Source organism: Streptomyces sp. NPDC088157 (assembly GCF_044741545.1).
GTDB lineage: Bacteria > Actinomycetota > Actinomycetes > Streptomycetales > Streptomycetaceae > Streptomyces.
Window position 1 is genome coordinate 242,096 of record NZ_JBIUSU010000005.1, and the last position, 24,582, is coordinate 266,677.

23 protein-coding genes and 1 pseudogene are annotated in these 24,582 nt (G+C 72.5%); 8 read left to right on the plus strand and 16 right to left on the minus strand.

The window, feature by feature from the left end; translation table 11 throughout:
• The first annotated feature begins 23 nt into the window (after positions 1 to 23).
• Positions 24 to 780, plus strand: a pseudogene (locus ACIPFH_RS21165) (glycosyltransferase family 2 protein).
• An 82-nt stretch (positions 781 to 862) separates the two neighbouring features.
• Here the strand turns inward: ACIPFH_RS21165 and ACIPFH_RS21170 are convergent.
• The 5 genes from ACIPFH_RS21170 to ACIPFH_RS21190 all read right to left on the minus strand — a co-directional run bounded on the left by ACIPFH_RS21170 (position 863) and on the right by ACIPFH_RS21190 (position 4,069).
• Positions 863 to 1,048 (minus strand): ferredoxin, encoded by a 186-nt coding sequence (locus ACIPFH_RS21170; RefSeq protein WP_401828381.1) that lies wholly within the window; start codon positions 1,046 to 1,048, stop codon positions 863 to 865.
• 25 nt (positions 1,049 to 1,073) lie between these two features.
• Complete coding sequence (locus ACIPFH_RS21175; RefSeq protein WP_401828383.1) at positions 1,074 to 1,637, minus strand: hypothetical protein; 564 nt, start codon at positions 1,635 to 1,637, stop codon at positions 1,074 to 1,076.
• A gap of 166 nt (positions 1,638 to 1,803) precedes the next feature.
• Positions 1,804 to 2,199 (minus strand): luciferase family protein, encoded by a 396-nt coding sequence (locus tag ACIPFH_RS21180; RefSeq protein WP_401828385.1) that lies wholly within the window; start codon positions 2,197 to 2,199, stop codon positions 1,804 to 1,806.
• A gap of 125 nt (positions 2,200 to 2,324) precedes the next feature.
• Positions 2,325 to 3,041: a TIGR03943 family putative permease subunit gene (locus ACIPFH_RS21185; protein WP_401828386.1), complete on the minus strand. Its 717-nt coding sequence runs from the start codon at positions 3,039 to 3,041 to the stop codon at positions 2,325 to 2,327.
• Positions 3,038 to 4,069 (minus strand): permease, encoded by a 1,032-nt coding sequence (locus ACIPFH_RS21190; protein WP_401828388.1) that lies wholly within the window; start codon positions 4,067 to 4,069, stop codon positions 3,038 to 3,040. Before ACIPFH_RS21190 ends, ACIPFH_RS21185 begins: the two co-directional genes overlap by 4 nt.
• 188 nt (positions 4,070 to 4,257) lie before the next feature.
• On the opposite strand from ACIPFH_RS21190, the gene ACIPFH_RS21195 reads away from it, so the two are divergent.
• On the plus strand, positions 4,258 to 6,150 hold the full coding sequence (locus tag ACIPFH_RS21195) for an NAD-binding protein (RefSeq protein WP_401829214.1): 1,893 nt from the start codon (positions 4,258 to 4,260) through the stop codon (positions 6,148 to 6,150).
• Positions 6,151 to 6,447: 297 nt separating this feature from the next.
• Here the strand turns inward: ACIPFH_RS21195 and ACIPFH_RS21200 are convergent, their stop codons facing one another.
• Positions 6,448 to 8,262 carry a prolyl oligopeptidase family serine peptidase gene (locus ACIPFH_RS21200; protein ID WP_401828390.1) on the minus strand — a complete coding sequence of 605 codons (1,815 nt, stop codon included), beginning with the start codon at positions 8,260 to 8,262 and terminating at the stop codon, positions 6,448 to 6,450.
• A gap of 201 nt (positions 8,263 to 8,463) precedes the next feature.
• Here ACIPFH_RS21200 and ACIPFH_RS21205 point away from each other — a divergent pair, with 201 nt between their 5' ends.
• Entirely contained in the window at positions 8,464 to 9,435 is a 972-nt protein-coding gene (locus ACIPFH_RS21205; protein WP_401828392.1) for an SURF1 family protein, read from the plus strand.
• Here the strand turns inward: ACIPFH_RS21205 and ACIPFH_RS21210 are convergent.
• The 4 genes from ACIPFH_RS21210 to ACIPFH_RS21225 all read right to left on the minus strand — a co-directional run bounded on the left by ACIPFH_RS21210 (position 9,405) and on the right by ACIPFH_RS21225 (position 14,033).
• A complete protein-coding gene (locus ACIPFH_RS21210) occupies positions 9,405 to 10,436 on the minus strand; it encodes a hypothetical protein (protein WP_401828394.1) in 1,032 nt (343 codons plus the stop codon). The two genes, ACIPFH_RS21205 and ACIPFH_RS21210, sit on opposite strands and share 31 nt — an antisense overlap.
• 134 nt (positions 10,437 to 10,570) lie before the next feature.
• Positions 10,571 to 11,272 carry a SigE family RNA polymerase sigma factor gene (locus tag ACIPFH_RS21215; RefSeq protein WP_401828396.1) on the minus strand — a complete coding sequence of 234 codons (702 nt, stop codon included), beginning with the start codon at positions 11,270 to 11,272 and terminating at the stop codon, positions 10,571 to 10,573.
• Between the two features lie 410 nt (positions 11,273 to 11,682).
• Positions 11,683 to 12,741 (minus strand): aspartate-semialdehyde dehydrogenase, encoded by a 1,059-nt coding sequence (locus tag ACIPFH_RS21220; protein ID WP_356248594.1) that lies wholly within the window; start codon positions 12,739 to 12,741, stop codon positions 11,683 to 11,685.
• A complete protein-coding gene (locus ACIPFH_RS21225; RefSeq protein ID WP_356248592.1) occupies positions 12,741 to 14,033 on the minus strand; it encodes an aspartate kinase in 1,293 nt (430 codons plus the stop codon). Before ACIPFH_RS21225 ends, ACIPFH_RS21220 begins: the two co-directional genes overlap by 1 nt.
• A 228-nt stretch (positions 14,034 to 14,261) precedes the next feature.
• Here ACIPFH_RS21225 and ACIPFH_RS21230 point away from each other — a divergent pair, with 228 nt between their 5' ends.
• The gene (locus tag ACIPFH_RS21230) at positions 14,262 to 14,975 is read left to right on the plus strand and encodes a response regulator transcription factor (RefSeq protein WP_401828398.1); all 714 of its coding nucleotides are present in this window, start codon (positions 14,262 to 14,264) and stop codon (positions 14,973 to 14,975) included.
• Entirely contained in the window at positions 14,972 to 16,342 is a 1,371-nt protein-coding gene (locus ACIPFH_RS21235; protein WP_401828400.1) for an ATP-binding protein, read from the plus strand. The genes ACIPFH_RS21230 and ACIPFH_RS21235 overlap by 4 nt, the downstream gene beginning before the upstream one ends.
• Here ACIPFH_RS21235 and ACIPFH_RS21240 read toward each other — a convergent pair whose 3' ends face one another.
• Both ACIPFH_RS21240 and ACIPFH_RS21245 read right to left on the minus strand, forming a co-directional pair.
• Positions 16,343 to 16,840, minus strand: a complete 498-nt coding sequence (locus tag ACIPFH_RS21240) for an SgcJ/EcaC family oxidoreductase (protein WP_401828402.1) — start codon at positions 16,838 to 16,840, stop codon at positions 16,343 to 16,345. It abuts the gene before it with no gap.
• 124 nt (positions 16,841 to 16,964) lie between these two features.
• Entirely contained in the window at positions 16,965 to 17,153 is a 189-nt protein-coding gene (locus ACIPFH_RS21245) for a hypothetical protein (protein ID WP_401828403.1), read from the minus strand.
• Between the two features lie 139 nt (positions 17,154 to 17,292).
• On the opposite strand from ACIPFH_RS21245, the gene ACIPFH_RS21250 reads away from it, so the two are divergent.
• Complete coding sequence (locus ACIPFH_RS21250; protein WP_401828404.1) at positions 17,293 to 18,135, plus strand: PhzF family phenazine biosynthesis protein; 843 nt, start codon at positions 17,293 to 17,295, stop codon at positions 18,133 to 18,135.
• A gap of 90 nt (positions 18,136 to 18,225) precedes the next feature.
• Here ACIPFH_RS21250 and ACIPFH_RS21255 read toward each other — a convergent pair whose 3' ends face one another.
• The 3 genes from ACIPFH_RS21255 to ACIPFH_RS21265 form a co-directional block, all read right to left on the minus strand.
• Positions 18,226 to 18,888, minus strand: a complete 663-nt coding sequence (locus tag ACIPFH_RS21255) for a DUF5063 domain-containing protein (RefSeq protein ID WP_401828406.1) — start codon at positions 18,886 to 18,888, stop codon at positions 18,226 to 18,228.
• Complete coding sequence (recR, locus tag ACIPFH_RS21260; protein WP_356248583.1) at positions 18,881 to 19,480, minus strand: recombination mediator RecR; 600 nt, start codon at positions 19,478 to 19,480, stop codon at positions 18,881 to 18,883. Before recR ends, ACIPFH_RS21255 begins: the two co-directional genes overlap by 8 nt.
• 80 nt (positions 19,481 to 19,560) lie before the next feature.
• Complete coding sequence (locus ACIPFH_RS21265; protein WP_356248582.1) at positions 19,561 to 19,905, minus strand: YbaB/EbfC family nucleoid-associated protein; 345 nt, start codon at positions 19,903 to 19,905, stop codon at positions 19,561 to 19,563.
• Positions 19,906 to 20,250: 345 nt separating this feature from the next.
• Here ACIPFH_RS21265 and ACIPFH_RS21270 point away from each other — a divergent pair, with 345 nt between their 5' ends.
• On the plus strand, positions 20,251 to 20,985 hold the full coding sequence (locus tag ACIPFH_RS21270; RefSeq protein WP_401829216.1) for an SLATT domain-containing protein: 735 nt from the start codon (positions 20,251 to 20,253) through the stop codon (positions 20,983 to 20,985).
• A 28-nt stretch (positions 20,986 to 21,013) separates the two neighbouring features.
• Here ACIPFH_RS21270 and ACIPFH_RS21275 read toward each other — a convergent pair whose 3' ends face one another.
• A complete protein-coding gene (locus ACIPFH_RS21275) occupies positions 21,014 to 22,906 on the minus strand; it encodes a protein kinase (protein WP_401828408.1) in 1,893 nt (630 codons plus the stop codon).
• A 289-nt stretch (positions 22,907 to 23,195) separates the two neighbouring features.
• On the opposite strand from ACIPFH_RS21275, the gene ACIPFH_RS21280 reads away from it, so the two are divergent.
• On the plus strand, positions 23,196 to 24,554 hold the full coding sequence (locus ACIPFH_RS21280) for an aspartate aminotransferase family protein (protein WP_401828410.1): 1,359 nt from the start codon (positions 23,196 to 23,198) through the stop codon (positions 24,552 to 24,554).
• Positions 24,555 to 24,582 lie beyond the last annotated feature (28 nt).

The following is a 24,582-nucleotide window of genomic DNA, read 5'->3' on the forward strand; positions in this document are numbered from 1 at the left end:
CACCCGTCGTCCTGAAAGGTGGTGTGTGCCGGCGCATCGTCATCGTCACAGCCGTCCACGCCCCCTCGGCCCGGTACCTGCCGGAGGCCTACGAGTCACTGCGCGCCCAGGAGTTACCCGCCGGCTGGGAGTGGCACTGGGTGATCCAGGAGGACGGCACGACGAACGAGGTCGCGCCGTACGTTCCCGACGCGGACCGCGTGACGTTCCGTCAGGGGCGTCCGGGCGGTCCCGGAGTCGCCCGCACGATCGCGCTCGCGCACGCCGAGGGTGAGTACGTGAAGGTCCTGGACGCCGACGACCGGCTCGCGCCCGGCGCGCTCGCCCGCGATCTGGCCGCTCTCGAACGCGATCCGGGCCTCGGCTGGGCCACCTCCAGCGTCCTGGACCTCATGCCGGACGGCTCCACGGTCGGCTTCTCCTGCGATCCGGCCGAGGGGCCGATAGAGCGCGGAGCCGTACTCGACCACTGGAAGACGAACGACTTCCGTGCGCAGGTCCACCCCGCGAGCCTCTTCGTACGGCGGGACCTGCTGACCGCGCTCGGCGGCTGGATGGCCCTGCCGGCGTCCGAGGACACCGGTGTCCTGCTCGCGGCTCAACTCGGTGAGCCGCGGCTGGTTCTCGGCGCGGGCCGGGCTGCTCCACCGGAAGTGGGACGGTCAGGTGACGGGCCAGGCCGCGCATGTCGACCCCGTCGAACGGGAGGCGCGCATGGCGGTCGTGGAGGCGAGGGCCAGGGCGCTGGAGTCGTTCCGCTGGAGCTACCCGACCCGGTGACCCCCACGGGAGACCGACCGCCCGCCGACAGCCGCCGGACAGTCGCCCGTGGCCACCCTCGGGCCGCCCGCGGCTTGCCGGACTACCCGAGATCGATGGCCTGCGACGGGCAGCGCTCGGCCGTCTCCCGCACCTCCGGGTCGTCGCCCGTGTCCTCACGTCCCGGTATGACGGCTCCGAAACCGTCCGCCGTGGTGAAGACGGAGGGCACGCGGAAGGCGCACTCGCCGGAGCCGTAACACAGTTCGCGGTTCACGGAGACCGTCATACGACGTGTCTGCCCTCGGGTCAGGTCACTCAACCGGCCCGCCGGCCAAGGCCATCCAGTGGGCGACCCTGCGCAGCGTGGCCTCGTCCACCTGGTCGACCAGGGTCCGGACGGCCGTCACGTCGTCCGGCGCGAGGTCGTAGAGGCCGGCCTTGCTCAGGCCCGCCATGAGGACCTGGTGCCGACGGTCCCCCATGCGTTCCGCGAGCTTGGCGTGACCGGGCGGCGCGCTGCCGTCGGCCGGCGCCCGGTCCGCGGCCTCCGGCGCGGACGGGGCCGGAGCCCCGGACGGGGAGGCGGCCGAAGACCCGGGCAGGGACGCGATCGGGGACGCGGCCTGATACGGGTCGAAGCGCTGCCATTCGCCGTTCCGCGGCCCCCACAGGGCGACCGGGGACTCGTCCCCGCGGGCCCGCTTGACCTGCGTCATCTCGGCGATCGCGTACAGCACGGGCGTGCGGTCGGGGGATTCGGCGCCAGGTCGCCAGGACGCCGAGGCCGGGTCGTAGAACATCGCCACCCAGCGGGGATCACCCGGCGGCCGCGGGCTCCGGGAAGGACGGGTCGGACGGTCCGGGTCGGTCTCCATGGCGCTCGCCCCTTCCGTATCGGCACGGTAGGGCGACGATAGCTGACGGGCCGTCAGCTAACCAGACGGCGGGGGCCGGTCGCCCCACGGCGCCCCGCGGCCCTCACGTGCTCGCCGGGCCGGACTCCACCCGCCGGACGTCACCGACGCCTGGAGTGGGAGGACTTCAGATACCGCCCACGCTCTCGCGGGTGAGCGCCGCTTCCCGGTGGTCGTTGCAGCGCGGGAGGGCGGTGGCGTCCGCGTCCGGGTGTCTCTGGTGGGCCTGGAGGGCGGCGCTGACCAGCGTCAACAGCAGGTCGATGTCCGTCTCGCACTCCAGGTGGACGGTCAACCAGGGCGAGCCGGGCAGCAACCGTATGGCGGTGGAGTGCCTCAGGTCTCTCTCGAACCGGCGGATCGCCTTGGCGGTGAGATGCAGGTCGACACTCCGGTCGGAGTGGAAGTGCGCGATCTCGACCCCACCCGAGCGCAACGCCCGACCGGTGCCGCAGGTGGGCCGGACCTCCGTGAGATCCGGCCAGGTCGCCAGTCGTGTCAAGGCACGCGAGGCCGCCGTCATGGTCCCCATCATGAGGCGCTCACCGCCCGGCCACCAGGGGTTGAGGGAGCCGTAACCGCGGCGTGGCAGGGGAAGTTCGGGTGCGGGGACGCTTTCGGGGACCGACCGTCAGTGGCCGGGAACCCTCAGTTGTTCCACGACTCGTCGTACGGGTCCCGTGGTGTCGGGGCCGGCTTGGCGGTGGTGACCCTGAGGAAGGGGATGGGGCCGTCGTTGACGGGGTCGTGGATGGTGCGCGGGGTGTAGGTGCCGGTGACGGTCAGCCAGGCGTCCGGCTGGAGGACCGGAGGGATGTCTCCGGTCAGGCCGACCTTGACCGGCTGGGCGTCGGCGGCGCAGCAGTTGAGTGCCATGCGGACCAGGTAGGGGGTGCCGTCGTGGTCCAGGGCCACGAAACCGGTCAGGCGGACCTCGCGGCCGGTGAGGGTGCGCCCGTGGTCGTAGACGGCTCGGCCCGCGTAGTCGACGACGCTCAGCGGCAGCGGATCCGTGGCGGGGAGGGGCGGATAGGCGAGGGGCTCCTGGAGGGCCGTGCCCGTACGGGTCGCGCTGTACGAGCCCAGGGCCGGCGGGGCGACCAGGATCAGCGCCAGGAGGGGGAGGATCAGCAGCCAGGAGACCCGGGGTTCCGGGTGGACGTGGCCCTCCTGACGTTGCCGCCGGCCCCTGCGGCGCTCGTACCACGCCGTCGCCAGGGCAGTGACGATCAGGATCGCGCCGGACGCCAGCAGGAGCGGGCGCAGGCCCGCCTTGACGTAGCGGAGGTAGAGGTCGGTGGTGCCGGCGTGCAGGAGGGCCGCGCCGAGCAGGAAGAGGACGGCCGCCTGGGACTGTCGGTTCACAGCAGGACCCATCCCGTCAGGACCGCCGACACGATGGCCAGCGCGAACGTCGCCGGGGCGAAGCGCAGGGCGAAGCCCCGGCCGAAGGTGCCCGCCTGCATCGCGAACAGCTTGAGGTCGATCATCGGGCCGACCACCAGGAAGGCGAGCCGGGCCGTGAGGGAGAACTGGGTCAGGGACGCGGCGACGAACGCGTCCGCCTCCGAGCAGATGGAGAGGATCACCGCGAGGACGGCCAGCGTCAGGACGGCGACCGCCGGGTTCTCGGCCGCCGTGCGCAGCCAGCTCTCCGGGGCGACGGCCTTCAGGGTCGCCGCCGCCATCGCGCCCAGGACCAGGAAGCCGCCCGCGTGCATCACGTCGTGCCGGACCGAGTCCCAGAACGCCGCTCCCTTCGTCTCCCCCTCGTGTGGCGCGTGGGCCGGCAGGCGCAGCCAGTCCGTGCGGCCCAGCCGCTGCCACAGCCAGCCCATCGCGCAGGCCACGAGCAGACTGGCGGCGAAACGGGCCAGCACCATCTCGGGGTTGCGGGGGAAGGCCACGGCGGTCGCCGTCAGCACGATCGGATTGATCGCCGGGGCGGAGAGCAGGAAGGCGAGGGCCGCGGCCGGGGTCACGCCCCGGCGGACCAGGGCGCCGGCCACGGGGACCGACGCGCACTCGCAGCCGGGCAGCAGCGCGCCCGCGACCCCGGCGACCGGGACGGCGAGCCCCGGGCGGGACGGCAGGGCTCGGGCGAAGAAGGAGGGCGGTACGTAGACCGCGATCGCCGCCGACAGCAGCACCCCCAGCACCAGGAAGGGCAGGGCCTGCACCACCACCGCGACGAACACCGTCGTCCAGCTCTGCATCACGGGGGCGGACAGCGCGCGGCGGACCGGGCTCTGCAGCAGCACCATCAGGAGCAGCAGCATCGTCAGGACGAGTGGGGAGGTGAGGCGCCGGGCCTCGGCGGGAGGCGCGGGCGGTGGCTCCGGGCGGTCCCGGGGCGCGCCCTGCTCCTGCGGGGCCGCTCTGGTGATGGCCACGGGTCGCGCACCTCCGGCTTCCGTGTTCTGCCTGATGTCTGTTTCTCGCATTCCCTCCCCTTTCATACGGGGGTTCCGTGCGCGGTGTTCACCTCATCCGTGGAACCTCCCGTCCCGGTGAGGCAGTCTTCTCCCTCGTGGTAAGCGTTCCGAATCAGGGTCAGCCGCCGGGCAGCGCCGGCGCGCACATGGTGGTGTGCGGCGACGACGGTCTGGCGCACCGGCTCGCCGCCGAGCTGCGGGGTGTGTACGAGGAGCAGGTGACGCTCGTCGTGCCGCCCGCCGAGCGAACGGTCCGGCCACCGGTGGTGGGGCGGGCCCGCGCCGTATCGGCGGCGCTGCTCGACCGGGTGGTGAGCGCCGCCGTCAACCGGGCGGCGGGCAACGGCGTGCCCACCGCGCCGAGCGAACCCGTGGGCGGCCAGCGGACCTTGGAGGCCCTGGAGGCCACCGAGGCCGTGCTCGCCGAGGCCGGTGTGGAGCGGGCCGCCGCGCTGGCGCTCGTGTACGACGACGACGAGACCAACATCCGTGCCGCCCTCACCGCCCGCCGGCTCAACCCCCGGCTGCGGCTCGTCCTGCGGCTCTACAACCGGCGGTTGGGCCAGCACATCGAGGAACTCCTCGACCAGGCGTCCGCGTTGGCCGCCGAGAGCGCGAGGGCGTCGGGGGACGCCTACGACGCCTCCTCCGGTGACGCCTCGACCACCGTCCTGTCCGACGCCGACACCGCCGCCCCCGCGCTCGCCGCGACGGCCGTCGTCGGCACCAGCAAGGTCGTCCAGACGGACGGGCTGCTGCTGCGCGCCGTCGAACGGCCGCCGTACGCGCCCGGGGAGGCCGGCGAGCCGAACCACGCCACGCTCGCGCTGCTGTCGGCGAACGGCAGCGACCCGGCGTTCGCCGACGGTTCCGAGACCAGCGGTGAGCAGGGGCCCCTGCTGCTCCCCGACGCGGCGGCCGTGCGGGAGGCGGCCGCGTCCGGGAGGCGGGGGTCCGTCGTCCTGGAGCAGGTCGCGTACTCCGCGGGCCCCGCGTTGCCGGCCGGGCGGGGAGTCGGGGTCGTGGCGCCGTTCGCCTCGCTGTTCTCGCGGCGGCTGCGGTGGTCGCTGGCCGGGCTGGTCGGGTGCGTGTTCGCGCTGGCGGTGGCGTTGTGGCTGGCCACCGGTACCCATCCGCTGGGGGCGCTGTACCTGACGCTGCTGGACCTGTTCGCCATCAACGACCCGGCCGTCGGGGCGAGTACGGAGCGCCAGGTGCTCCAACTCCTCTCCGGGCTGGTCGGGTTGCTGCTGCTGCCGGTGCTGCTGGCGGCGGTGCTGGAGGCACTCGGGACGTTCCGCGGGGCGGGTGCGCTGCGCCGGCCGCCCCGGGGTCTCGGCGGGCACGTCGTGCTGCTCGGGCTGGGGAAGATCGGCACGCGGGTCCTGACGCGGCTGCGTGAGCTGAACATTCCCGTGGTGTGCGTCGAGGCCGGGCCCGAGGCGCGCGGGCTCGCGGTGGCGCGGCGGTTACGGGTGCCGGTGGTGCTGGGGGACGTCACGCAGGAAGGGGTGCTGGAGGCCGCGAAGATCCACCGCGCGCACGCGCTGCTCGCGGTGACCAGTTCCGACACGACGAATCTGGAGGCCGCGTTGTACGCGCGGTCGCTGCGGCCCGATCTACGGGTGGTGCTGCGGCTGTACGACGACGACTTCGCGACCGCCGTCTACCGCACCCTGCGGGCCGCGCATCCGCAGGCCCTGACCCGCAGCCGGAGCGTGACGCATCTCGCGGCGCCGTCGTTCGCCGGGGCGATGATGGGACGGCAGATCCTGGGGGCCATCCCGGTGGAGCGGCGGGTGTTGCTGTTCGCCGCGCTGCAGGTCGGGGGCCATCCGCAGTTGGAGGGCAAGACCGTCGGGGAGGCGTTCCGGGCGGGGCACTGGCGGGTGCTGGCGCTGGACCGGGGGCGGGAGCGGCAGGGTGGGTCGGGGCTCGTGTGGGACCTCTCGGACACGCATGTCCTGAAGAGCGAGGACCGGGTGGTACTGGCCGCCACTCGGCGGGGCTTGGCGGAACTGCTGCGCCGCCGGCGGTAGTGCGGGCGGGGCGTAGCCCGGCGCCCCTCGTCCTCACGGGCCCCAGGCCTCACGGGCTCCCGTCCTCACTGGCCCCAGCTCACCGGGGGCGCCGGGTGGGTGGGAACTGCCGGGGGGACCCGTTCGCCCCTGCGGGCGAGGCGTAGCCCAGGGGGCCTCCGCCTCCCGGGCCCGCCTGTGCACCCGGTGGGTGGGGACTGCGGGAGGACCCGTTCGCCCCCCGCAGTCCCCACCCTTCCCGGCCTCCGGGGTACGGCCCCCGGGCCCTCGCTCAGCGAACGCCGGAGGGGGCGATTCCTACGTCAGGTACCGTTCCGCGAACTCCAGTTCCAGCCTCACCTGCTTGATGCGTTCGTCCACCACCAGTGAGCCGTGTCCCGCGTCGTAGCGGTACACCTCGTGGACCGCTCCCCTCGCCTCCAGGCGCTTGACGTAGTTGTCGATCTGACGGATGGGGCAGCGGGGGTCGTTCACACCGGCCGAGATGTAGACGGGGGCCCGCACCTTGTCGACGTACGTCACCGGGGATGAGGCCTCGAAGCGCTCGGGGACCTCCTCCGGGGTGCCGCCGAGCAGTGTGCGGTCCATCGCCTTCAGGGCCTCCATCTCGTCGTGGTAGGCCGTGACGTAGTCGGCGACGGGGACGGCCGCGATGCCCAGAGCCCACGCGTCGGGCTGGACGCCGAGGCCGAGGAGGGTGAGGTAGCCGCCCCAGGAACCGCCGGTGAGGATCAGCCGGGCGGGGTCGGCGAGACCCGAGCTCACCGCCCATTCCCGCACCGCCTCGATGTCCTCCAGCTCGATCAGGCCCACCCGGTGCTTCAGGGCGTCCGTCCAGGCGCGGCCGTAGCCCGTGGAGCCGCGGTAGTTGACGCGCACGACCGCGTAGCCGTGGTCCACCCAGGCGGCGGGGGCAGCCGCGAAGGAGTCGCTGTCGTGCCAGGTCGGGCCGCCGTGGATGTCGAAGACGGTGGGCAGCGGGCCGGTGGCGTCCGCGGGCTTCTGGACGAGCGCGTGGATACGGCCGCCGGGGCCCTCCACCCACACGTCCTGCACCGGGACGGAGCCGGGGGACTTCAGGCCGGGCGGGTCCAGCACCACTTCGCCGGTCGTCGAGCGGACCGCCGGCGACCGGGCCGCGGACGACCACAGGTACTCCACGCTGCCGTCCGGACGGGCCGTGGCCCCGGAGACCGTGCCCGGCGGGGTCGGGATCCGCTCCAGTCCGGGGCCCGCCAGGTCGTAACGGAACAGTTCGCTGCGGGCCTCGAAGCTGTGCACGATGAGCAGGCCCGAGCCGTCCGGATACCACTCGGCGCTGACGTCGCCCGGCAGGTCGAGGTCCAGGTCCGTCTCCAGGCCCGTCCCCACGTCCCAGACCAGGGGCTCCCAGCGGCCGCGGCGCTGGTGGCCGATCAGCAGCCGGGTGTCGCCGTCGACCGGGGCGAAGCCGAGCACCTCGAGGCCCAGTTCCTCGGCGCCGCCCTTGGTGTCGTCGAGTTCGGCGACCTTCGAGCCGTCGGGGCGGAGCACGCGCAGCGCGGAGTGCATCGCGTCGCCGTGCTCGGTGTGCTCGATGGCGATGAGGGAGCCGTCGTGGGAGAGGTCGCCCACGCCCGCCGACTCGCGGTGGCGGTACAGCTCGAAGGGGGGTTCGCCGGTCCGCGCCACGTGGATCGTCGTGCCCTCCTCGTCCGTGGAACGGCCGACCACCGCCGTACGGCCGTCGCGGCCGAGGGCCAGGCCGGCCGGATAGGAGGCGTCCAGGCCTGGAGCGGCCGGCTCATCCGCCCCGCCGCCGAAGGGCTGGCGGCGCCAGACGCCGAACTCGTCGCCGTCCTTGTCGTCGAACCACCAGATCCACGCGCCGTCCGGGGAGAGCACGCCGTCCGTCGTGCCGTTGGCCCGGTCGGTCACCTGGCGCTGATGACCCGTGGCCCGGTCCCAGGCGTACAGCTCGTACGTCCCCGTCGCATTGGAAACGAACAGGGAGCGGTCCGGCGCGTCCTCGGCCCAGTCGGGCAGCGACACCCGGGGCGCCCGGAAGCGCTTCTCCCAGTCCGGCATCTCCTCGTACTGCTCGGGTGCGTCGGACCCGTTGCTCTCAGTCATGGCCCCATACTGCCCGCCCGCGACGGCGTTGGGACGCCAAGGCCCCCAGGCTGTGGATAACTTCCCACCGACTTCGCACCTCCCTCCCACCAATGAGCCTCACCCGAGCCTGACCCGAGCCTGACCCGAGCCTCGGCCAAGCCTCAGCCGAGCCTCACCCCGCGGGTCGGCACGCCACGTGCGCCCCGTACCGTGGAGGGCGTGTACCGGTTCCTGCTGACGCCCCGCTGGTGGGGGATCAACGTCTTCGTGCTGCTGGCCATCCCCTTCTGCGTGTTCATGGGGTCCTGGCAGCTGAGCCGGTTCGAGGCGCGGGTGGACGACCACCGCAGCGCCGAGGCGCAGGCCGAGTCGGCCCGCACGGAGGCCGTGCGACCGCTGGCCGAGCTGCTCCCGGTGGACAAGGCGACCTCCGGCAGACAGGCCACCGCCACCGGGCGGTACGGCAAGCAGTTGCTGGTGCCCGACCGGGAGCTGGACGGCAGGGACGGGTACTACGTGCTGACCCTGCTGCGCACGGACGGCGGCAGGGCGCTGCCCGTGGTGCGCGGCTGGCTGCCCGGCGACGCCGACTCCGCCGAGGCCCCGGCGCCGCCGGCCGGCCGGGTCACCGTCACCGGCGCGCTCCAGGCCTCCGAGACGCCCGGCGACAACGGGGTGAGCGCGCAGGGCGGCCTGCCGGCCGGGCAGACGGCGGCCGTCAGCGCCGCCTCGCTGGTCAACGTGGTGCCGTACGACCTCTACGACGCCTGGGTCACGCTCGACACCGCCGACTCGGGGATGACGGCGGTGCCCGCGACCGCGGCGGCCGACACGGGGCTCGACCTGAAGGCGTTCCAGAACCTGGGCTACACCGGCGAGTGGTTCGTCTTCGCCGGCTTCGTGGTGTTCATGTGGTTCCGGCTGCTGCGCCGCGAGGTGGAGTTCGCGCGGGACGCGGAGCTCGGCCTCCTCCCGGAGGAGCCCGCCGCCGTCTCGGCCGGATCGAACGGGACCGGTCGGGCCGAGCCCGACGGGGATGTCCGGGCCGAGCCCGACGGGGACGTCCGGGCCGAGCCCGACGGGGACGTCCGGGCCGAGCCCGACGGGGACGTCCGGGCCGAGCCCGACGGGGACGTCCGGGCCGTGCCCGACGGGGACGTTCAGGAAGACGCCAGCACGCCTGTCCGGTAGATGGTCCCGGCGCACGCGTTCGACACCGTGGCCACGCTCGTCGGGGCGCCGCCCTCGGCCGTGTAGGACACGTTCACGCTGCCGTCGACCGTGCCGTCCTCGGTGAACATCTGCGTCGCGGTGCCGGCGGTGGTCTCGCCGGTCGTGCTCGACTGCTCGGACGGGGTCGGGGAGGGGGACGCCGAGCCTCCGCTGTCGCCGCCGCCGCTGCTGCCCGTGGTGGGGCAGGTCTCGGAGGGCACCCAGGCGAACTTCACCTCGTAGGCGGAGCCGGGGGCGAGGGCGAGCTGGGAGACGTAGAGCGAGGGGTCGGGCAGGCGGGCCGCCACGTCCCCGGAGCCGTGTTCCACCACGGTGATCTTCGTGGCGTCGGCCGCGCCCTGGGCGCCGAACGTCACGGTGACGGCACCGCTGACGTCGCAGGTGGCGGTGGAGGCGTTCTGGACGCGGAAGGTGCCGTAGACGGTACCGGCCGAGTCGGGGACCTCGACGGTGGGCGTGCCCGCGGCGAGCTGGTCCACCGCGCAGGCGGGCGCGCTCGCCTGGGACTCGGGGGCGGGGCCGGTGCCGCTGGAGGCGGTGCCGCCCGCGGACTCCTTGCCCTGGCCGGAGTCGGTCGCGCCGCCCTTGCCCTGCTCACCGGTCTTGCCGGCGGAGTCGCCGACCTTGCCCGAGGAGCCGCCGTCGGGGTTCTTGCCCTGGTCCGTGCCGCCTTGCGCCTGTGAGGCCTGGCCGGCCAGCGAAGGGTTGGCGTCCGAGCCGCCCGCGTTCGACACGTGCAGCACGGCCGGGACGGCGGTGCCGAGGAAGAGGGCCGCGGCCGCCATGCCGACGGCCGCCTGCCGCTTGCGGGCCCGCCGGACGGGCACGGCCCGCCGCAGGTGGTCCAGTGTGCCGTCGCGCGGTTCCATCTCCTGGACGGCGTCGTGCAGCATCCGGCGCAGTGCCAGCTCGTCCGAGTCGAGCCCGTCGGGGCCCTGGTCGTCGAGGTGGTGGTTCACGGTTGAGTTCCCAGCGTGCGATTGCTTCGGCTCTTGTCCATCCGACGGCGAGGTCGGCTCGTGCCACGCGAAGGGCTCGTGGCGCTCATGACTGTCATGGCTCCCGTGGGAGCCCTGCCCTTCGGCTTCCCCGCTCACGCCGTCGCCTCCATGGCTATGCGCAGGGCGGCGATGCCGCGCGAGCCGTAGGCCTTGACCGAGCCGAGGGAGACGCCGAGGGCCTCGGCGACCTGGGCCTCGGTCATGTCCGCGAAGTAGCGCAGCACGAGGACCTCGCGCTGACGGCGCTGGAGACCCTTCATCGCCTTGATCAGCGAGTCGCGCTCCAGCTGGTCGTAGGCGCCTTCCTCCGCGCTGGCCATGTCCGGCATCGGCTTGGAGAGCAGCTTCAGGCCGAGGATGCGGCGGCGCAGGGCGGAGCGGGAGAGGTTGACGACCGTCTGACGCAGGTAGGCGAGGGTCTTCTCCGGGTCGCGGACGCGCTTGCGCGCGGAGTGGACGCGGATGAAGGCCTCCTGGACGACGTCCTCGCAGGAGGCGGTGTCGTCGAGAAGGAGGGCGGCGAGACCGAGCAGCGAGCGGTAGTGGGCCCGGTAGGTCTCGGTGAGGTGGTCGACGGTGGTACCGGCCGCCGCGGTGTCCTCGGCGGGGACGGTCGATTCGGCGGTTTCGGCGCCGTCACGCTGACTGGGTATGCGGGCGGGCCGCGCTGCGGGCATGGGCGCGATCACCGGCATGCCGCCGGTCGCACCGGGCACACGGGGTCGTAGGACGGCTCGCGGCGGCCGCAGGGCCGCGCCGCGAGGCGCCACTGGGAGTTCGAGTACCTCTGCCACGCCAGTTGGACACACTTCCCCCCGTGGGGGTTGTACGCGTCCGGCGTCACTTTTGCGTCGACCAAGGCCCCGCGCACCCGTCTCATGTGTCCCGCTCTTCCCCTATATCCCATATGAACGGGCGTCCCCACGCCCGGATCACCGCGTCCCCGAACGCTGTGATCGTTCACACGCCTGCGCCACCCCGAGGGGTGACCGCAAAGACGCTCCCCGCCCTGCGCACGGTTGCGGAGGACGGGGAGAAAATCTTCGGATGCCAAAGGTGTCCGATACAAGTGGTTCGGACCATCGACCGGCTCACATTGCTCTGCAGATCCTACAAAGCCGTCAAGCCCTGGCCAGCGCTTTTCATTCCCGGAAGCGCTTCCCCGCACGCCGGCGGGCGGCCGTGCCAGGACGGCACCGCCGCCTCACGACAGCTCGGCCGCCACCAGTTCCGCGATCTGCGCGGTGTTCAGCGCGGCCCCCTTGCGCAGATTGTCCCCGCACACGAACAGTTCGAGCGCCGTCGGGTCGTCGAGGGCCCGCCGGACCCGGCCCACCCAGGTGGGGTCGGTGCCGACCACGTCGGCGGGCGTGGGGAACTCCCCCGCCGCCGGGTTGTCGAAGAGGACGACACCGGGCGCCGTCGCGATGATCTCGCGGGCGCCGTCCACGGTGACCTCGTCCTGGAAGCGGGCGTGCACGGTGAGGGAGTGCGTGGTGACCACGGGGACGCGCACACAGGTCACGGCCACCGGCAGCTTCGGCAGCCCGAGGATCTTGCGGGACTCGTCCCGCACCTTCATCTCCTCCGACGACCAGCCGTCCGCGCGCAGCGACCCGGCCCACGGGACGACGTTCAGCGCCACCGGCTCCGGGAACGGCCCGGTGTCGTCGCCGACGGCCCGCCGCAGGTCACCCGGACCGGTCCCCAGCTCGGTGCCGGCGACCAGCGAGATCTGCCGCCGCAGCGTCTCCACCCCGGCCCGCCCCGCCCCGCTCACCGCCTGGTACGACGACACCACCAGCTCGCGCAGCCCGTACTCGGCGTGCAGCGCGCCCAGGGCGACGATCATCGACAGCGTCGTGCAGTTGGGGTTGGCGAGGATGCCGCGCGGCCGGTTGCGCACCGTGTGCCCGTTGACCTCCGGGACGACCAGGGGCACCTCCGGGTCCATCCGGAAGGCGCCGGAGTTGTCCACGACGACCACGCCCTTGGCGGCGGCGACCGGCGCCCACCGCGCCGCGACCTCGTCGGGCACGTCGAACATCGCGACGTCGACCCCGTCGAAGGCCTCCTCCGACAGGGCCACCACCTCGACCTCCTCGCCGCGCACGGCCAGCTTGCGGCCGGCCGAGCGCGGGGAGGCGACGAGCCGGATCTCGCCCCAGATGTCGGCCCGCTGGGACAGGATCCCGAGCATCACCGTGCCGACGGCGCCGGTCGCTCCCACGACCGCGAGGGTCGGCCGCACCTTGTCGGCCATCAGCGGCCGGAGCCCCCGTAGACGACGGCCTCGTCGCTGTCGGAGTCGAGCCCGAAGGCGGTGTGCACGGCGCGCACGGCCTCGTTGACGTCGTCGGCGCGGGTCACGACCGAGATGCGGATCTCGGAGGTCGAGATGAGCTCGATGTTGACGCCCGCGTCGGCCAGGGCCTTGAAGAAGTCGGCCGTGACACCCGGGTTGGTCTTCATCCCGGCGCCGACCAGGGAGATCTTGCCGATCTGGTCGTCGTAGCGCAGCGAGTCGAAGCCGATACCGGCCCGGTTCTTCTCCAGGGCGTCGATGGCCTTGCGGCCCTCGGCCTTGGGGAGCGTGAAGGAGATGTCCGTCAGACCGGTGGAGGCCGCGGACACGTTCTGCACGATCATGTCGATGTTGATCTCGGCGTCGGAGATCGTCCGGAAGATCGCGGCGGCCTCGCCCGGCTTGTCCGGCACACCGACGACCGTGACCTTGGCCTCGGAGGTGTCGTGCGCGACACCGGAGATGATGGCCTGCTCCACCGGCTTGTCCCCTTGCTGCTCTGTCCTGCGAACGAGTGGCTCACTGCTGACCCACGTGCCCTCGTGTCCGCTGAAGGACGAGCGGACGTGGATCGGGATGTTGTAGCGGCGGGCGTACTCCACACAGCGGTGGAGCAGCACCTTGGAACCGGAGGCCGCGAGCTCCAGCATGTCCTCGAAGGCGATCCAGTCGATCTTCCGCGCCTTCTTCACCACGCGCGGGTCGGCGGTGAACACGCCGTCCACGTCGGTGTAGATCTCGCAGACCTCGGCGTCGAGCGCGGCGGCGAGGGCGACGGCCGTGGTGTCGGACCCGCCACGCCCCAGCGTGGTGATGTCCTTCTTGTCCTGGCTGACACCCTGGAACCCGGCGACGATGGCGATGTTGCCCTCGTCCAGCGCGGTCCGGATGCGGCCCGGCGTGACGTCGATGATCCGGGCCTTGTTGTGGACCGAGTCGGTGATGACGCCGGCCTGGCTGCCCGTGAACGACTGGGCGCTGTGGCCCAGGTTCTTGATCGCCATCGCCAGCAGGGCCATGGAGATCCGCTCTCCGGCGGTCAGCAGCATGTCGAATTCCCGGCCGCTGGGCATCGGGGACACCTGCTCGGCGAGATCGATCAGCTCGTCCGTCGTGTCGCCCATCGCGGAAACGACGACGACGACCTGGTGGCCGTTCTTCTTCGCTTCCACGATCCGCTTGGCGACGCGCTTGATGCCCTCGGCATCGGCTACGGAGGAACCTCCGTACTTCTGCACGACAAGGCCCACGTGCGCTCCTCGCTCAGTTCGTCTGTTTCCGCACATACGCCCTTGTACTGCGGGTCGGCTCAGTCTAACGAGCGCCCGAATTCCGCCTCCCGAGTACCGCATCGTGAGACTCGGTGAGGCTCGTGAAAGAGGCCGGAAAGAGGCACGGACGCCCGTCGTCGGGTCTTCCCTTCCCACTGGAGCCGAACTGATAGCTGTGAATTAAGTTTCAAGCACTATCGTGCGGCTGTGCACGTACTCCTGGTGGAAGACGACGAACCGGTGGCCGAGTCGCTGCGACGCGGACTGAGGCGCTACGGCTTCGAGGTCGACTGGGTCACCACGGGTGCCGCGGCACTCGCCCACTCCGACCCCTACGACGTCGTCCTGCTGGACCTGGGCCTGCCGGACACCGACGGTCTCGACGTCTGCAAGGCCCTGCGCGAGCGCGGCGACGTCCCCATCATCGTGATCAGCGCCCGCAGCGACGAGACGGACCGGGTGGTCGGGCTGGAGCTGGGCGCCGACGACTACGTGTCCAAGCCGTTCGGGGTCCGGGAGGTCATCGCCCGGATACGCGCGGTGATGCGGCGCGTGCAGCGGCGTACGGGGGCGGAGAGCGGAACCGGCGGGGCGGACCGTTACGGGGCCCGGCTGACCGTCGACCGCAAGGCGGCCCGCGTCCACGTGGACGGCGAGGAGATCGCCCTCGCGCCGAAGGAGTACGACCTGCTGTCCTTCCTCACGGAGGAGCCGGGCGCGCTGATGTCGCGCGAGCAGATCATGGAAGCGGTCTGGGACGCGAACTGGTTCGGACCGACGAAGACGCTGGACGTGCACGTGGCGGCGCTGCGGCGGAAGTTCGCCGGGGTCATCGCCGTCGAGGCGGTGCGGGGCGTCGGCTTCCGGCTGGAGATCGTCGGCGGGACCGCTCCCGGCCCGGGTGGCGGCCCGGCGTCATGATCAAGCAGCTCATCCGCAGTTATGTGCTGCTGGTCGCCGTCGCCATCCTCCTGTTCACCGTGCCGGTGGCCTTCACCCTCACCGCCCAGTTGCGCGGCGACACCGAGGTGTCCATCGAGCGCGAGGCGACCACCATGGCGCTGCTCCTGGGCAACGGCGACACCGCCTCCTGCCAGGCGCTGGAGGAGATGGCCGGGGCGTACGGCGTGGAGACGAAGGGCGAGGACGAGGTCCAGGTCACGACCACCGACACGTGCGCGGCGGACGTGCCCCGCCCGCGCCGGGACGCGGCGCTGGCCAGGGCCCTGGAGCAGGGCCGGCCGACCACCGACTGGGGGTCCGACCTCATCTGGGGGCGCGACCTGGTGATCACCGTCCCCGCGAAGGACGGCGGCAGGGTCGTCGGCGCCGTCCGGATCGTCTACTCGACCTCGGGACTCACCCACAGGCTGTGGACGATCTGGGGCTTCCGGGCGGGCCTGGCCGTGGCGGTGCTCGGTGTGGCCGCGCTGATCGGCACGGTCGTCGCCCGCCGCATCACCCTCCCGCTGCGCCAGCTGAACGACATGGCGAGCAAGTTCAGCGACGGCGACCTGACGGCGCGCTCCCCCGTGACCGGCCCCCAGGAGACCCGGACCCTGGCGCGCACGCTCAACCAGGCCGGCGAGCGCCTCGACACGCTGATCGCCTCGCAGCGCATCTTCGTGGCGGACGCCTCGCACCAGCTGAGGACCCCGCTGACGGCGCTGCGCCTCTCCCTGGACAACATCGCGGACGGTGTCGACGACGAGTTCGTCCGGGAGGACGTGGAGCAGGCCACCGCCGAGGTGGTGCGGATGAGCCGGCTGGTCAACGGTCTGCTGGTGCTGGCCAGGGCCGAGGCCAAGGTGACGGCGGCGGAACCGCTGTCCCTGACCGACATCGTGGCGGAACGCCTGTCGGTGTGGAGGCCGGCCGCCGACGAGCGCGGAGTCACCATCGCGCTCAGGGGGAGTGGTGTCGACGACCGGCCGTCTGTGCTGGCCAGCCCCGGTCATCTGGACCAGGTGCTGGACAACGTGTTCTCGAACGCCCTGGAGGTGTCACCCGACGGGGGGCGGATCACCGTCCGGGCGGAGTCGAAGGGCGACAAGGTGGTGCTGTCGGTCCTCGACGAGGGTCCGGGCATGTCGGACGCGGAGAAGTCCCGCGCCTTCGACCGCTTCTGGCGCGGTCAGGGCCTCACCGGGCGCTCCGGTTCCGGTCTCGGCCTCGCCGTCGTCAGACAGCTGGTGACGGACGACGGGGGGACGGTGACCCTGACGGACGCTCCCGGGGGCGGCCTGTGCGTACGCGTCACGCTCCGGGCGGCCCAGCGGACGGGCTGATCAGCCCTCGGGCATCGCGGACGAGTGGTGGTTGACGATCTTCCACACGCCGCCGCGCTTCTCGTACTCGTAGGTGTAGCGGGCCTCGACGACGCGCTTCTCGCCGGTGTCGTGGTCGGTGAGGGTGAACTCGTAGACGCCGGTGTCGATGGCGGAGTCGCTGTCGAGGACGTTGATGATCGTTTGGACCTTCTTGCCGACCGGTTTGTTCCGGAGGAAGTGCTCGAAGTAGTCGACGATGCCGGCGCGGTCGGTGCGGACCTTGTTGGAGACGGTGGGCAGCAGGACCGCGTCCTTGGCGTAGCGGTCGGCCACCGTGTCCGCGTCGCCGGTCCGCAGCGCGGCGTTCCAGCCGTCGAAGAGGGCGGCGATCTGCCTCTTGGTGGGCTTCGAGGGCTTCTCGGAGCCGGCCGCACTGACTCCGACCGACACCGTGGCGGCGGTGACGACGGCGGTGGCGGTGACGAGGGCGGCGCGTATGCGGGTCTTGCGGGTCATCGCAACTCCAGTGCGGCTTGGTGCTGTTGGAATGACTCAAGACTCGCGTCCGGCCGGTTAACGCCCGTGCAGCCCGCGTACAGGGGACGTACAGGGAACCGCCAATTCCCGGAACCGGCCCTTCTCAGGAGGTGGCCCGCCCGCTCCGGTCCCGGACCAGGCCGACGCCGGCCCCGAGCGCCACGACGCCCATCCCGACGGCCGTCATCACACCCTGCGATCCGTCGACCACGAAGGGTGCGACGGCGGCGACCGCGAGGTTGAAGAGGAAGAGGAACCACAGAACGGGGCGGGAGGAGAGCAGGGCCTTCATGACGGGACTTCCTTCGGGGAGTGGGGACCGTCCGCTTGCGATCTCGCACGCGGCTTCGCTTGCGAGATCAACGATCCCGTCCCGGACCTGCGAAAACGAGGGAGCGCACTCCCGAAGGCATGGTGTAGACAGGTACACCATGACGACAGACGTTCTGCGCTACGTGGCCTTCGGCACCGACCCGTCCGGCGGCAACCCCGCGGGTGTGGTGCTCGACGCCACCGGTCTCGACGACGCGGCCATGCTGGCGGCGGCGGCCGAAGTGGGCTATTCGGAAACGGCGTTCGTGACGCCGTCCGACGACGGCACGCTGTCCGTCCGGTACTTCAGCCCGCTCGCCGAGGTGCCGTTCTGCGGTCACGCGACGATAGCCACGGCCGTGGCCCACGCCGACCGGCACGGCACCGGACCGCTGATCCTGCACACCAAGGTGGGCGTCGTCCCCGTCACCACCGCCGTGGCCGACGACGGGACGATCGTGGCGACCCTGGTGAGCGTCGCGCCGCACACGGCGCCCCTCGCGGAGCCCGACCTGGCCGAGCTGCTGGCCGCGCTGCGCTGGTCCGCCGACGACCTCGACCCGGCGCTACCGCCCCGCGTGGCCTACGGAGGCGCCTGGCATCCGGTCATCGCCGCCGCCGACCGGAAACGGCTGGCCGACCTCGACTACGACATGCCCGCGCTCACCGCGCTGATGGCCCGCCGGGAGTGGACCACGATCGACCTGGTCTGGCGGGAGTCGCCCACCGTCTTCCACGCCCGCAACCCCTTCCCGCCCGGCGGGGTGGTCGAGGACCCGGCCACCGGCGCGGCGGCCGCCGCCTTCGGCGGCTATCTGCGTGAACTCGAACTCGTCCCCACCCCGGCGACCCTGACGATCCACCAGGGCGTGGACATGGGCCGTCCGAGCACCATCACGGTCTCCGTCCCCGAGGGACGGGACACCGGCATCGCCGTCACGGGCGCGGCCGTACCGATCTGACGCCGGGACGGACACCGGTCTTCCGCGGGTACGGACACCGATCCGGCCCGGGGGCCGACGCCCGGCCTGGTGCGACCGCCGGGACAGGACCTACTTCGCCGGGTGAACGCCGAGGCGCTCGCCGATCTCCTCCGCCATGACCCGGCCCGCCTCGAACTCCAGCGTCTCGTCGCCGAGGGGGCTCTGGTCGGTGTCGAGGCCGTCCAGTTCCTCCAGCGGCTGGTCCAGCCGGATGTGGGCGAGCACCGAGTGCAGGGCGCGCAGGGTCGCCGAGGCCGTGGAGCCCCAGTTGGAGAAGTAGGAGAACTGCCACCACCACAGGGCCTCGGAGACGCGGCCCGCGCGGTAGTGGACCATCCCGTGGCGCAGGTCGGCGATGACGTCGGCGAGGTCGTCGGAGATGCGGGCCGGCACGGGCGCCTTGCGGGGCTCGTACGGGTCGAAGACCTCCGAGTAGACGTCGACCGGCTCCAGCAGCCGGGCCAGGTTCTCGCGGAGCTCGTCGGCGTCGGGCTCGAAGCCCGGGTCGGGCTCGTAGCGCTCGTCGGGGACGATGTCCTCGTGGGCGCCGAGGCGGCCGCCGGCCAGGAGCAGCTGGGAGACCTCCAGGAGGAGGAAGGGGACCGCCAGGCCCGGCTCGTCGCCCTTCGCCACTTCCGTGACGGCTACCAGGAAGCTTTCGACCTGGTCCGCGATCTGGACCGCGAAGTCGTCCGGGTTCCGTTCGGTCGCGTGCAGCGTGGCGTCAGACATCTAGGAGTCGTCTCCCCTCGAAGGCGCGGCCGAGGGTGACCTCGTCCGCGTATTCCAGGTCGCCACCCACCGGGAGGCCGCTGGCCAGGCGGGTGACCTTCAGGCCCATGGGTTTGATCATGCGGGCGAGGTACGTGGCCGTCGCCTCGCCCTCCAGGTTCGGGTCCGTCGCCAGGATCAGTTCCGTGACCGTGCCGTCGGCCAGTCGCGCGAGCAGTTCCCGGATCCGCAGGTCGTCGGGGCCGACGCCCTCGATGGGGCTGATCGCACCGCCCAGGACGTGGTATTTGCCCCGGAACTCACGCGTGCGCTCGACCGCGACGACGTCCTTCGGCTCCTCGACCACACAGATGACCGTCGGGTCGCGGCGCGGGTCGCGGCAGATGCCGCACAGCTCCTCCTGCGCCACGTTGCCGCAGGTCGCACAGAAGCGGACCTTCGCCTTGACCTCCATGAGGGCCTGCGCGAGCCGCCGCACGTCCGTCGGTTCCGCCTGGAGGATGTGGAAGGCGATCCGCTGCGCGCTCTTGGGACCGACGCCGGGCAGTCGCCCGAGCTCGTCGATGAGGTCCTGGACCACGCCTTCGTACAACGGACTGCCGTCCTTCCTGGGGGTTCCTTGCAGTACGTACGGTAGTTGGCCGAGGCCGGTCTGCGTAAGGCGGACCGGTCCTAGAAAGGCAGTCCCGGGATGCCGCTGCCGCCGCCAAGACCCTGGGCCAGCGGGCCGAGCTTCTGCTGCTGGAGCGTCTGCGCGTTCTCGTTGGCCGCGTGGACGGCCGCGACGATCAGGTCGGCGAGGGTCTCGGTGTCGTCCGGGTCCACCGCCTTCGGGTCGATCCGCAGGGCGCGCAGTTCGCCGGAACCGGTCACGGTGGCCTTCACCAGGCCGCCGCCGGCCTGCCCGTCGACCTCCGTGTTCGCCAGCTCCTCCTGGGCCAGGGCCAGGTCCTGCTGCATCTTCTGGGCCTGCTGGAGCAGCTGCTGCATGTTGGGCTGGCCACCACCGGGAATCACGATCAGCTCCTGTGTCCTACGACTGTCGGGCGTGCCTTCGGGCGGGTTTTTCCCGCTCGGCACGAGCCTACGTGGTCTGTGCGGGTGTCGCCCCAGCACTCTTTCGAGTGAGTTATGTGTGAGGCCTATACCTGATCAAGGCCCACTTCCAGGCGTAAAAGCGGTGAAACCTGCCTCTTCGCCACCCATTGGGAGGTAGGAAAGGTCCGGCGCGTCAGCATCATGCGTCACGGGTGTCACGCAACGTGAGCGGTCGGGATCGTTCAGGATTCAACGGTCGGGTTCAACGGCCGGAATCGATCGGTCTGGATCAGTAGGGAGTGCCGGGTGGGTCAGCAGCCGGAGATGCAGCCCGAGGGTCCGCCTCAGGACGGGCGGGGTGAGGGCGCGGCCGGGCTGCGGCCGGGCGATCTGACCGGGCGGAGGTTTCCGCTCGGGGACTGGGGCGAGCCCGCCGAGCGACTGGACGAGTTGTACCGGTGGGTGGAGGGCGGGGCGCTGGAGACCGCCGCCTGGTACCTCGCGGACCGGGTGTGGAAGCGCCGGGCGGCTCGCGGCCTGCGCACCGGGGCGGCGGTGGGGGCCGTGTGCGCGGCGGCTCTGCCGTTGCTGGACCTCACCCGGGTGATCGGCGGCGGCGCCCCCTGGGGGTATCTGGCGCTGCTCCTCGCGGTGGCGTGCGTGGCGGTGGACCGGTTCTTCGGTGTGACGTCCGGCTGGATAAGGGACGTGGCCACCGCGCAGGCCGTGCAGCGCCGGCTCCAGGTGCTCCAGTTCGACTGGGCCTCGGAGAGCGTCCGGGAGGTGCTCGGCCCGGCGGAGGGCACGGCGAGCGAGGCCGCCGAGCGGTGCCTGGCGGTGCTGCGCCGGTTCTCGGAGGACGTCACGGAGCTGGTGCGCACGGAGACGGCCGACTGGATGGTCGAGTTCCGCAACGGGCCGGCGCCGATGGCGATGCAGGCGGCGGGCGCCCCGGGCGGGCGGACGGACGTGGGCGGAGGGTATGGACGGTTGCCGCTGCCGCCGGGGGCGAACGCCCGGCCGAACATGCCCCGGCAGCGGCCGCCGGAGCCGCGCTGAGGGGGGCGGCGGCTTTCTCGTCCCCCGTTCACCGACGGGTATAGGTCAGTTTCTCCCCGGTGCCCGTGCTCACCCGGCGCAGTCTGCCGTCGGCGAGGAGGGTCACCTCGGAGGCGGTGCCGGGGCTGCACGCGGAGAGAGGCTCGCCGGTGGTGACCTTGGACGGGCCGATCTGCAACGGGCCCTTTCCGCCCGGACGCCGGGACAGCGCCGCGCTGAACTCGCAGTGGTAGCCGTCCCCGTCGGCGACCAGAGCGAGCACCTTGTCGCCCACCTGGCCCTGGGCGAGGGTCAGTCGGCGCGTGTCGGTGCCGCTCGCGCTCTCGATCGTGGTGGTCCAGGTGCCGAGGTAGGCCGCCGGGACCACACCGTCCGTCGAGGACGCGGAAGCGGACGCGGAAGGTGACCCGGTCGGCTCCGGAGACGGCAGCTCCGAGGCCTTCCCCGCGGAGGACGTGGTGGGCGCCGGGCTCGCGGTGGCATCGTCGTCACCGTTCATGAACGCGTACACCGAGCCGCCCGCGGCGACCGCGACCACCAGGCCGACCGCGACGAGCAGGGCGGTCGTCCGGCTGCTGCGGCGCGGCGGTTCCTGCGGGTCGGCGGGATCGGCGGGCCCGTACGGGCCGTACCCGGAGGTGGTGCCGGGGCCCGCCGTGCCGTCCGCGTACGGGTTGTACGGCGCTCCCGTGCCCGGGGCCGCGGACCAGCCGGCCGGCGGCTGGTGCGGGTGGCCGTAGGCGGGGGCCGGGGGCGCGGCCGGTTGCGGATGGGGCTGGGGGTGGCCGTACGCCGGGTGGACCGGGGCGGGCCGCGCGCCGGGCGGGCGGGTCTGCGACGGGATGCCGTCGGCGCCCGCGACCAGCGTGGGCCGGTGGTCCGGCGAGGGCGCGTCGCCGCGCGGGCCGGAGTGTTCCGGGAAGGCCTCGGAACCGGCCGCCGGATACCTGCCCGGGGCGGGGCGCGAGGGGAATTCGGGGTGGGACGGGCCGGCGCCCTCCGGGTCCTCCACCTCCAGCAGCCGCACGGCGTGGCGGCCGAGCTGGGCCACGAGGGCGCCGGGCAGCCAGGGGTCGCGGGAACGGCCGTCGGAGACGGTGTCGTCGACGCCCGTGAGTTCCAGGACGCGGTCGAGGGAGGGACGGGCGCCCGGGTCCTTGCGCAGACACCCGCGGACCAGGTCGGCGATGCCCTCGGGGACGCCCGAGAGGTCGGGGTCGTTCTCGGCGATGCGGAACATGAGGGCGTGCGCCCCGCTGTCGGCGGAGCCGAACGGGAGGCTGCCGGTGGCGGCGTAGGTGATGACCGAGCCGAGGCAGAAGACGTCGCTGGCGGGCGTGACCGGGTCGCCGCGCAGCTGCTCGGGGGCCATGAAGCCGGGCGAGCCGACCACCGCGCCGGTCTGGGTCAGCCGGCTGTCGCCGCTCACGCTCTCCAGCGCCCGTGCGACGCCGAAGTCGATGACGCGCGGCCCCTCGATGGTGACCATCACGTTGGACGGCTTGAGGTCACGGTGGACGATGCCGGCGGCGTGGATGTTGGTCAGCGCGTGCGCGAGCCCGGCGGCCAGGATGCGCACCGACCGCTCGGGCAGCGGACCGTGGTCGTGGCTCACCACCTGCTGGAGGCTCGGCCCGGCGACATAGCCGGTGGCCACCCAGGGCACGGCGGCCTCGGTGTCGGCGTCCAGGACGGGCGCGGTCCAGAACCCACCGACCCGCTGGGCGTTGCGCACCTCCTGGCGGAACCGCGCCCGGAACTCCTCGCGCGCCGCCAGCTCGCGCCGGACCAGCTTCACGGCGACCGTGCGCCCCCGGTCCGAGCGGGCGAGGTACACCTGCCCCATTCCGCCCGCGCCCAGCCGCGCGAGCAGCCGGTAGCCGCCGATGCGCTGCGGGTCCCCCGGGCCCAGCTTCTCCATCGCAGCGCCGCCTTTCCCGCACATGTGTGATCGAGACATGTGCATTCCAGCCGAGAATAATCCGGCCGTTCCGGGAGTAGTGCGGTGCGCTGTCTACGGTTGCGTAACAGCGGGCCCACCCGTCCAGCAGCTTGGACATCCGTTCCCGTACGTGTACGGCCCGGCCGGACCGTGACCGCCGAGGTGCGCGGACCCGTCCCCACGCCCGACAACCTGTCGCGGAATCGCCCCGTCCACGGAACAGGACGCCGATACCGCTTCCGCATCGCGGACATTTACGCTCACTGGCATGACCCCTCAGTCCAACCCCCAGGCCGGCGCCGCCGTGAAGGCCGCGGACCGCGCGCATGTCTTCCACTCCTGGTCCGCCCAGGAGCTCATCGACCCGCTCGCCGTGGCCGGCGCGGAGGGGTCGTACTTCTGGGACTACGACGGCAAGCGGTACCTCGACCTCAGCAGCGGGCTCGTCTACGCGAACATCGGCTACCAGCACCCGAAGGTCGTCGCCGCGATCCAGGAGCAGGCCGCGCACCTGACCACCTTCGCGCCCGCCTTCGCCGTCGAGGCCCGCTCGGAGGCGGCCCGGCTGATCGCCGAGCGGACCCCCGGCGATCTTGACAAGATCTTCTTCACCAACGGCGGCGCGGACGCGGTCGAGCACGCCATACGCATGGCCAGGCTGCACACCGGGCGCGCCAAGGTGCTGTCCGCCTACCGCTCGTACCACGGCGGCACCCAGCAGGCCGTGAACCTCACCGGCGACCCGCGCCGCTGGGCCTCCGACACCGCGACGGCCGGGGTCGTGCACTTCTGGGCGCCCTACCTCTACCGCTCCCGCTTCTACGCCGAGACGGAGGAGCAGGAGACCGCGCGGGCGCTCGAGCACCTGGAGACGACGATCGCCTTCGAGGGGCCGGGGACGATCGCCGCGATCATCCTGGAGACCATCCCGGGCACCGCCGGGATCATGGTTCCGCCGCCGGGCTACCTCGCCGGGGTACGGGAGCTCTGCGACACGTACGGGATCGTCTTCGTGCTGGACGAGGTCATGGCCGGGTTCGGCCGCACCGGCGAGTGGTTCGCGGCCGACCTGTTCGAGGTGACGCCCGACCTGATGACCTTCGCCAAGGGCGTGAACAGCGGATATGTGCCGCTCGGCGGGGTCGCCGTCTCCGGCGCGATCGCGGAGACCTTCGCCAGGCGGCCCTACCCGGGCGGTCTGACCTACTCCGGGCACCCGCTGGCCTGCGCGGCCGCCGTCGCGACGATCAACGTCATGGCGGAGGAAGGCATCGTCGAGAACGCGAAGACCCTGGGCGCCTCGGTCGTCGAGCCGGGGCTGCGGGCACTCGCCGAGCGGCACCGGTGCGTCGGCGAGGTGCGCGGGGTCGGCATGTTCTGGGCCCTGGAGCTGGTGAAGAACCGGGAGACCCGCGAGCCGCTCGTGCCGTACAACGCGGCGGGCGAGGCCAACGCGCCCATGGCCGCCTTCGGCGCGGCCGCCAAGAAGGCCGGGGCGTGGCCGTTCATCAACATGAACCGCACCCACTTCGTGCCACCGCTCAACGTCTCCGAGTCCGAGGTCAAGGAGGGCCTCGCGGCCCTGGACGCGGCACTCTCGGTGGCCGACGAGTACACCGCCCAGTAGCGGGACGGGGGCGGATCCGGGCCGCTAC

Excerpts from the sequence above, each read along its gene's own strand:
- ACIPFH_RS21200 (WP_401828390.1), bottom strand. The coding sequence starts at position 8,262 with ATGACTGAGAGCAACGGGTCCGACGCACCCGAGCAGTACGAGGAGATG.
- ACIPFH_RS21220 (WP_356248594.1), bottom strand. The coding sequence starts at position 12,741 with ATGGCCGACAAGGTGCGGCCGACCCTCGCGGTCGTGGGAGCGACCGGC.
- ACIPFH_RS21280 (WP_401828410.1), top strand. The coding sequence starts at position 23,196 with ATGACCCCTCAGTCCAACCCCCAGGCCGGCGCCGCCGTGAAGGCCGCG.
- ACIPFH_RS21235 (WP_401828400.1), top strand. The coding sequence starts at position 14,972 with ATGATCAAGCAGCTCATCCGCAGTTATGTGCTGCTGGTCGCCGTCGCC.
- ACIPFH_RS21170 (WP_401828381.1), bottom strand. The coding sequence starts at position 1,048 with ATGACGGTCTCCGTGAACCGCGAACTGTGTTACGGCTCCGGCGAGTGC.
- ACIPFH_RS21255 (WP_401828406.1), bottom strand. The coding sequence starts at position 18,888 with ATGTCTGACGCCACGCTGCACGCGACCGAACGGAACCCGGACGACTTC.
- ACIPFH_RS21245 (WP_401828403.1), bottom strand. The coding sequence starts at position 17,153 with ATGAAGGCCCTGCTCTCCTCCCGCCCCGTTCTGTGGTTCCTCTTCCTC.
- ACIPFH_RS21250 (WP_401828404.1), top strand. The coding sequence starts at position 17,293 with ATGACGACAGACGTTCTGCGCTACGTGGCCTTCGGCACCGACCCGTCC.
- ACIPFH_RS21180 (WP_401828385.1), bottom strand. The coding sequence starts at position 2,199 with ATGACGGCGGCCTCGCGTGCCTTGACACGACTGGCGACCTGGCCGGAT.
- ACIPFH_RS21275 (WP_401828408.1), bottom strand. The coding sequence starts at position 22,906 with ATGGAGAAGCTGGGCCCGGGGGACCCGCAGCGCATCGGCGGCTACCGG.
- ACIPFH_RS21240 (WP_401828402.1), bottom strand. The coding sequence starts at position 16,840 with ATGACCCGCAAGACCCGCATACGCGCCGCCCTCGTCACCGCCACCGCC.
- ACIPFH_RS21270 (WP_401829216.1), top strand. The coding sequence starts at position 20,251 with ATGCAGCCCGAGGGTCCGCCTCAGGACGGGCGGGGTGAGGGCGCGGCC.
- ACIPFH_RS21195 (WP_401829214.1), top strand. The coding sequence starts at position 4,258 with ATGGTGGTGTGCGGCGACGACGGTCTGGCGCACCGGCTCGCCGCCGAG.
- ACIPFH_RS21175 (WP_401828383.1), bottom strand. The coding sequence starts at position 1,637 with ATGGAGACCGACCCGGACCGTCCGACCCGTCCTTCCCGGAGCCCGCGG.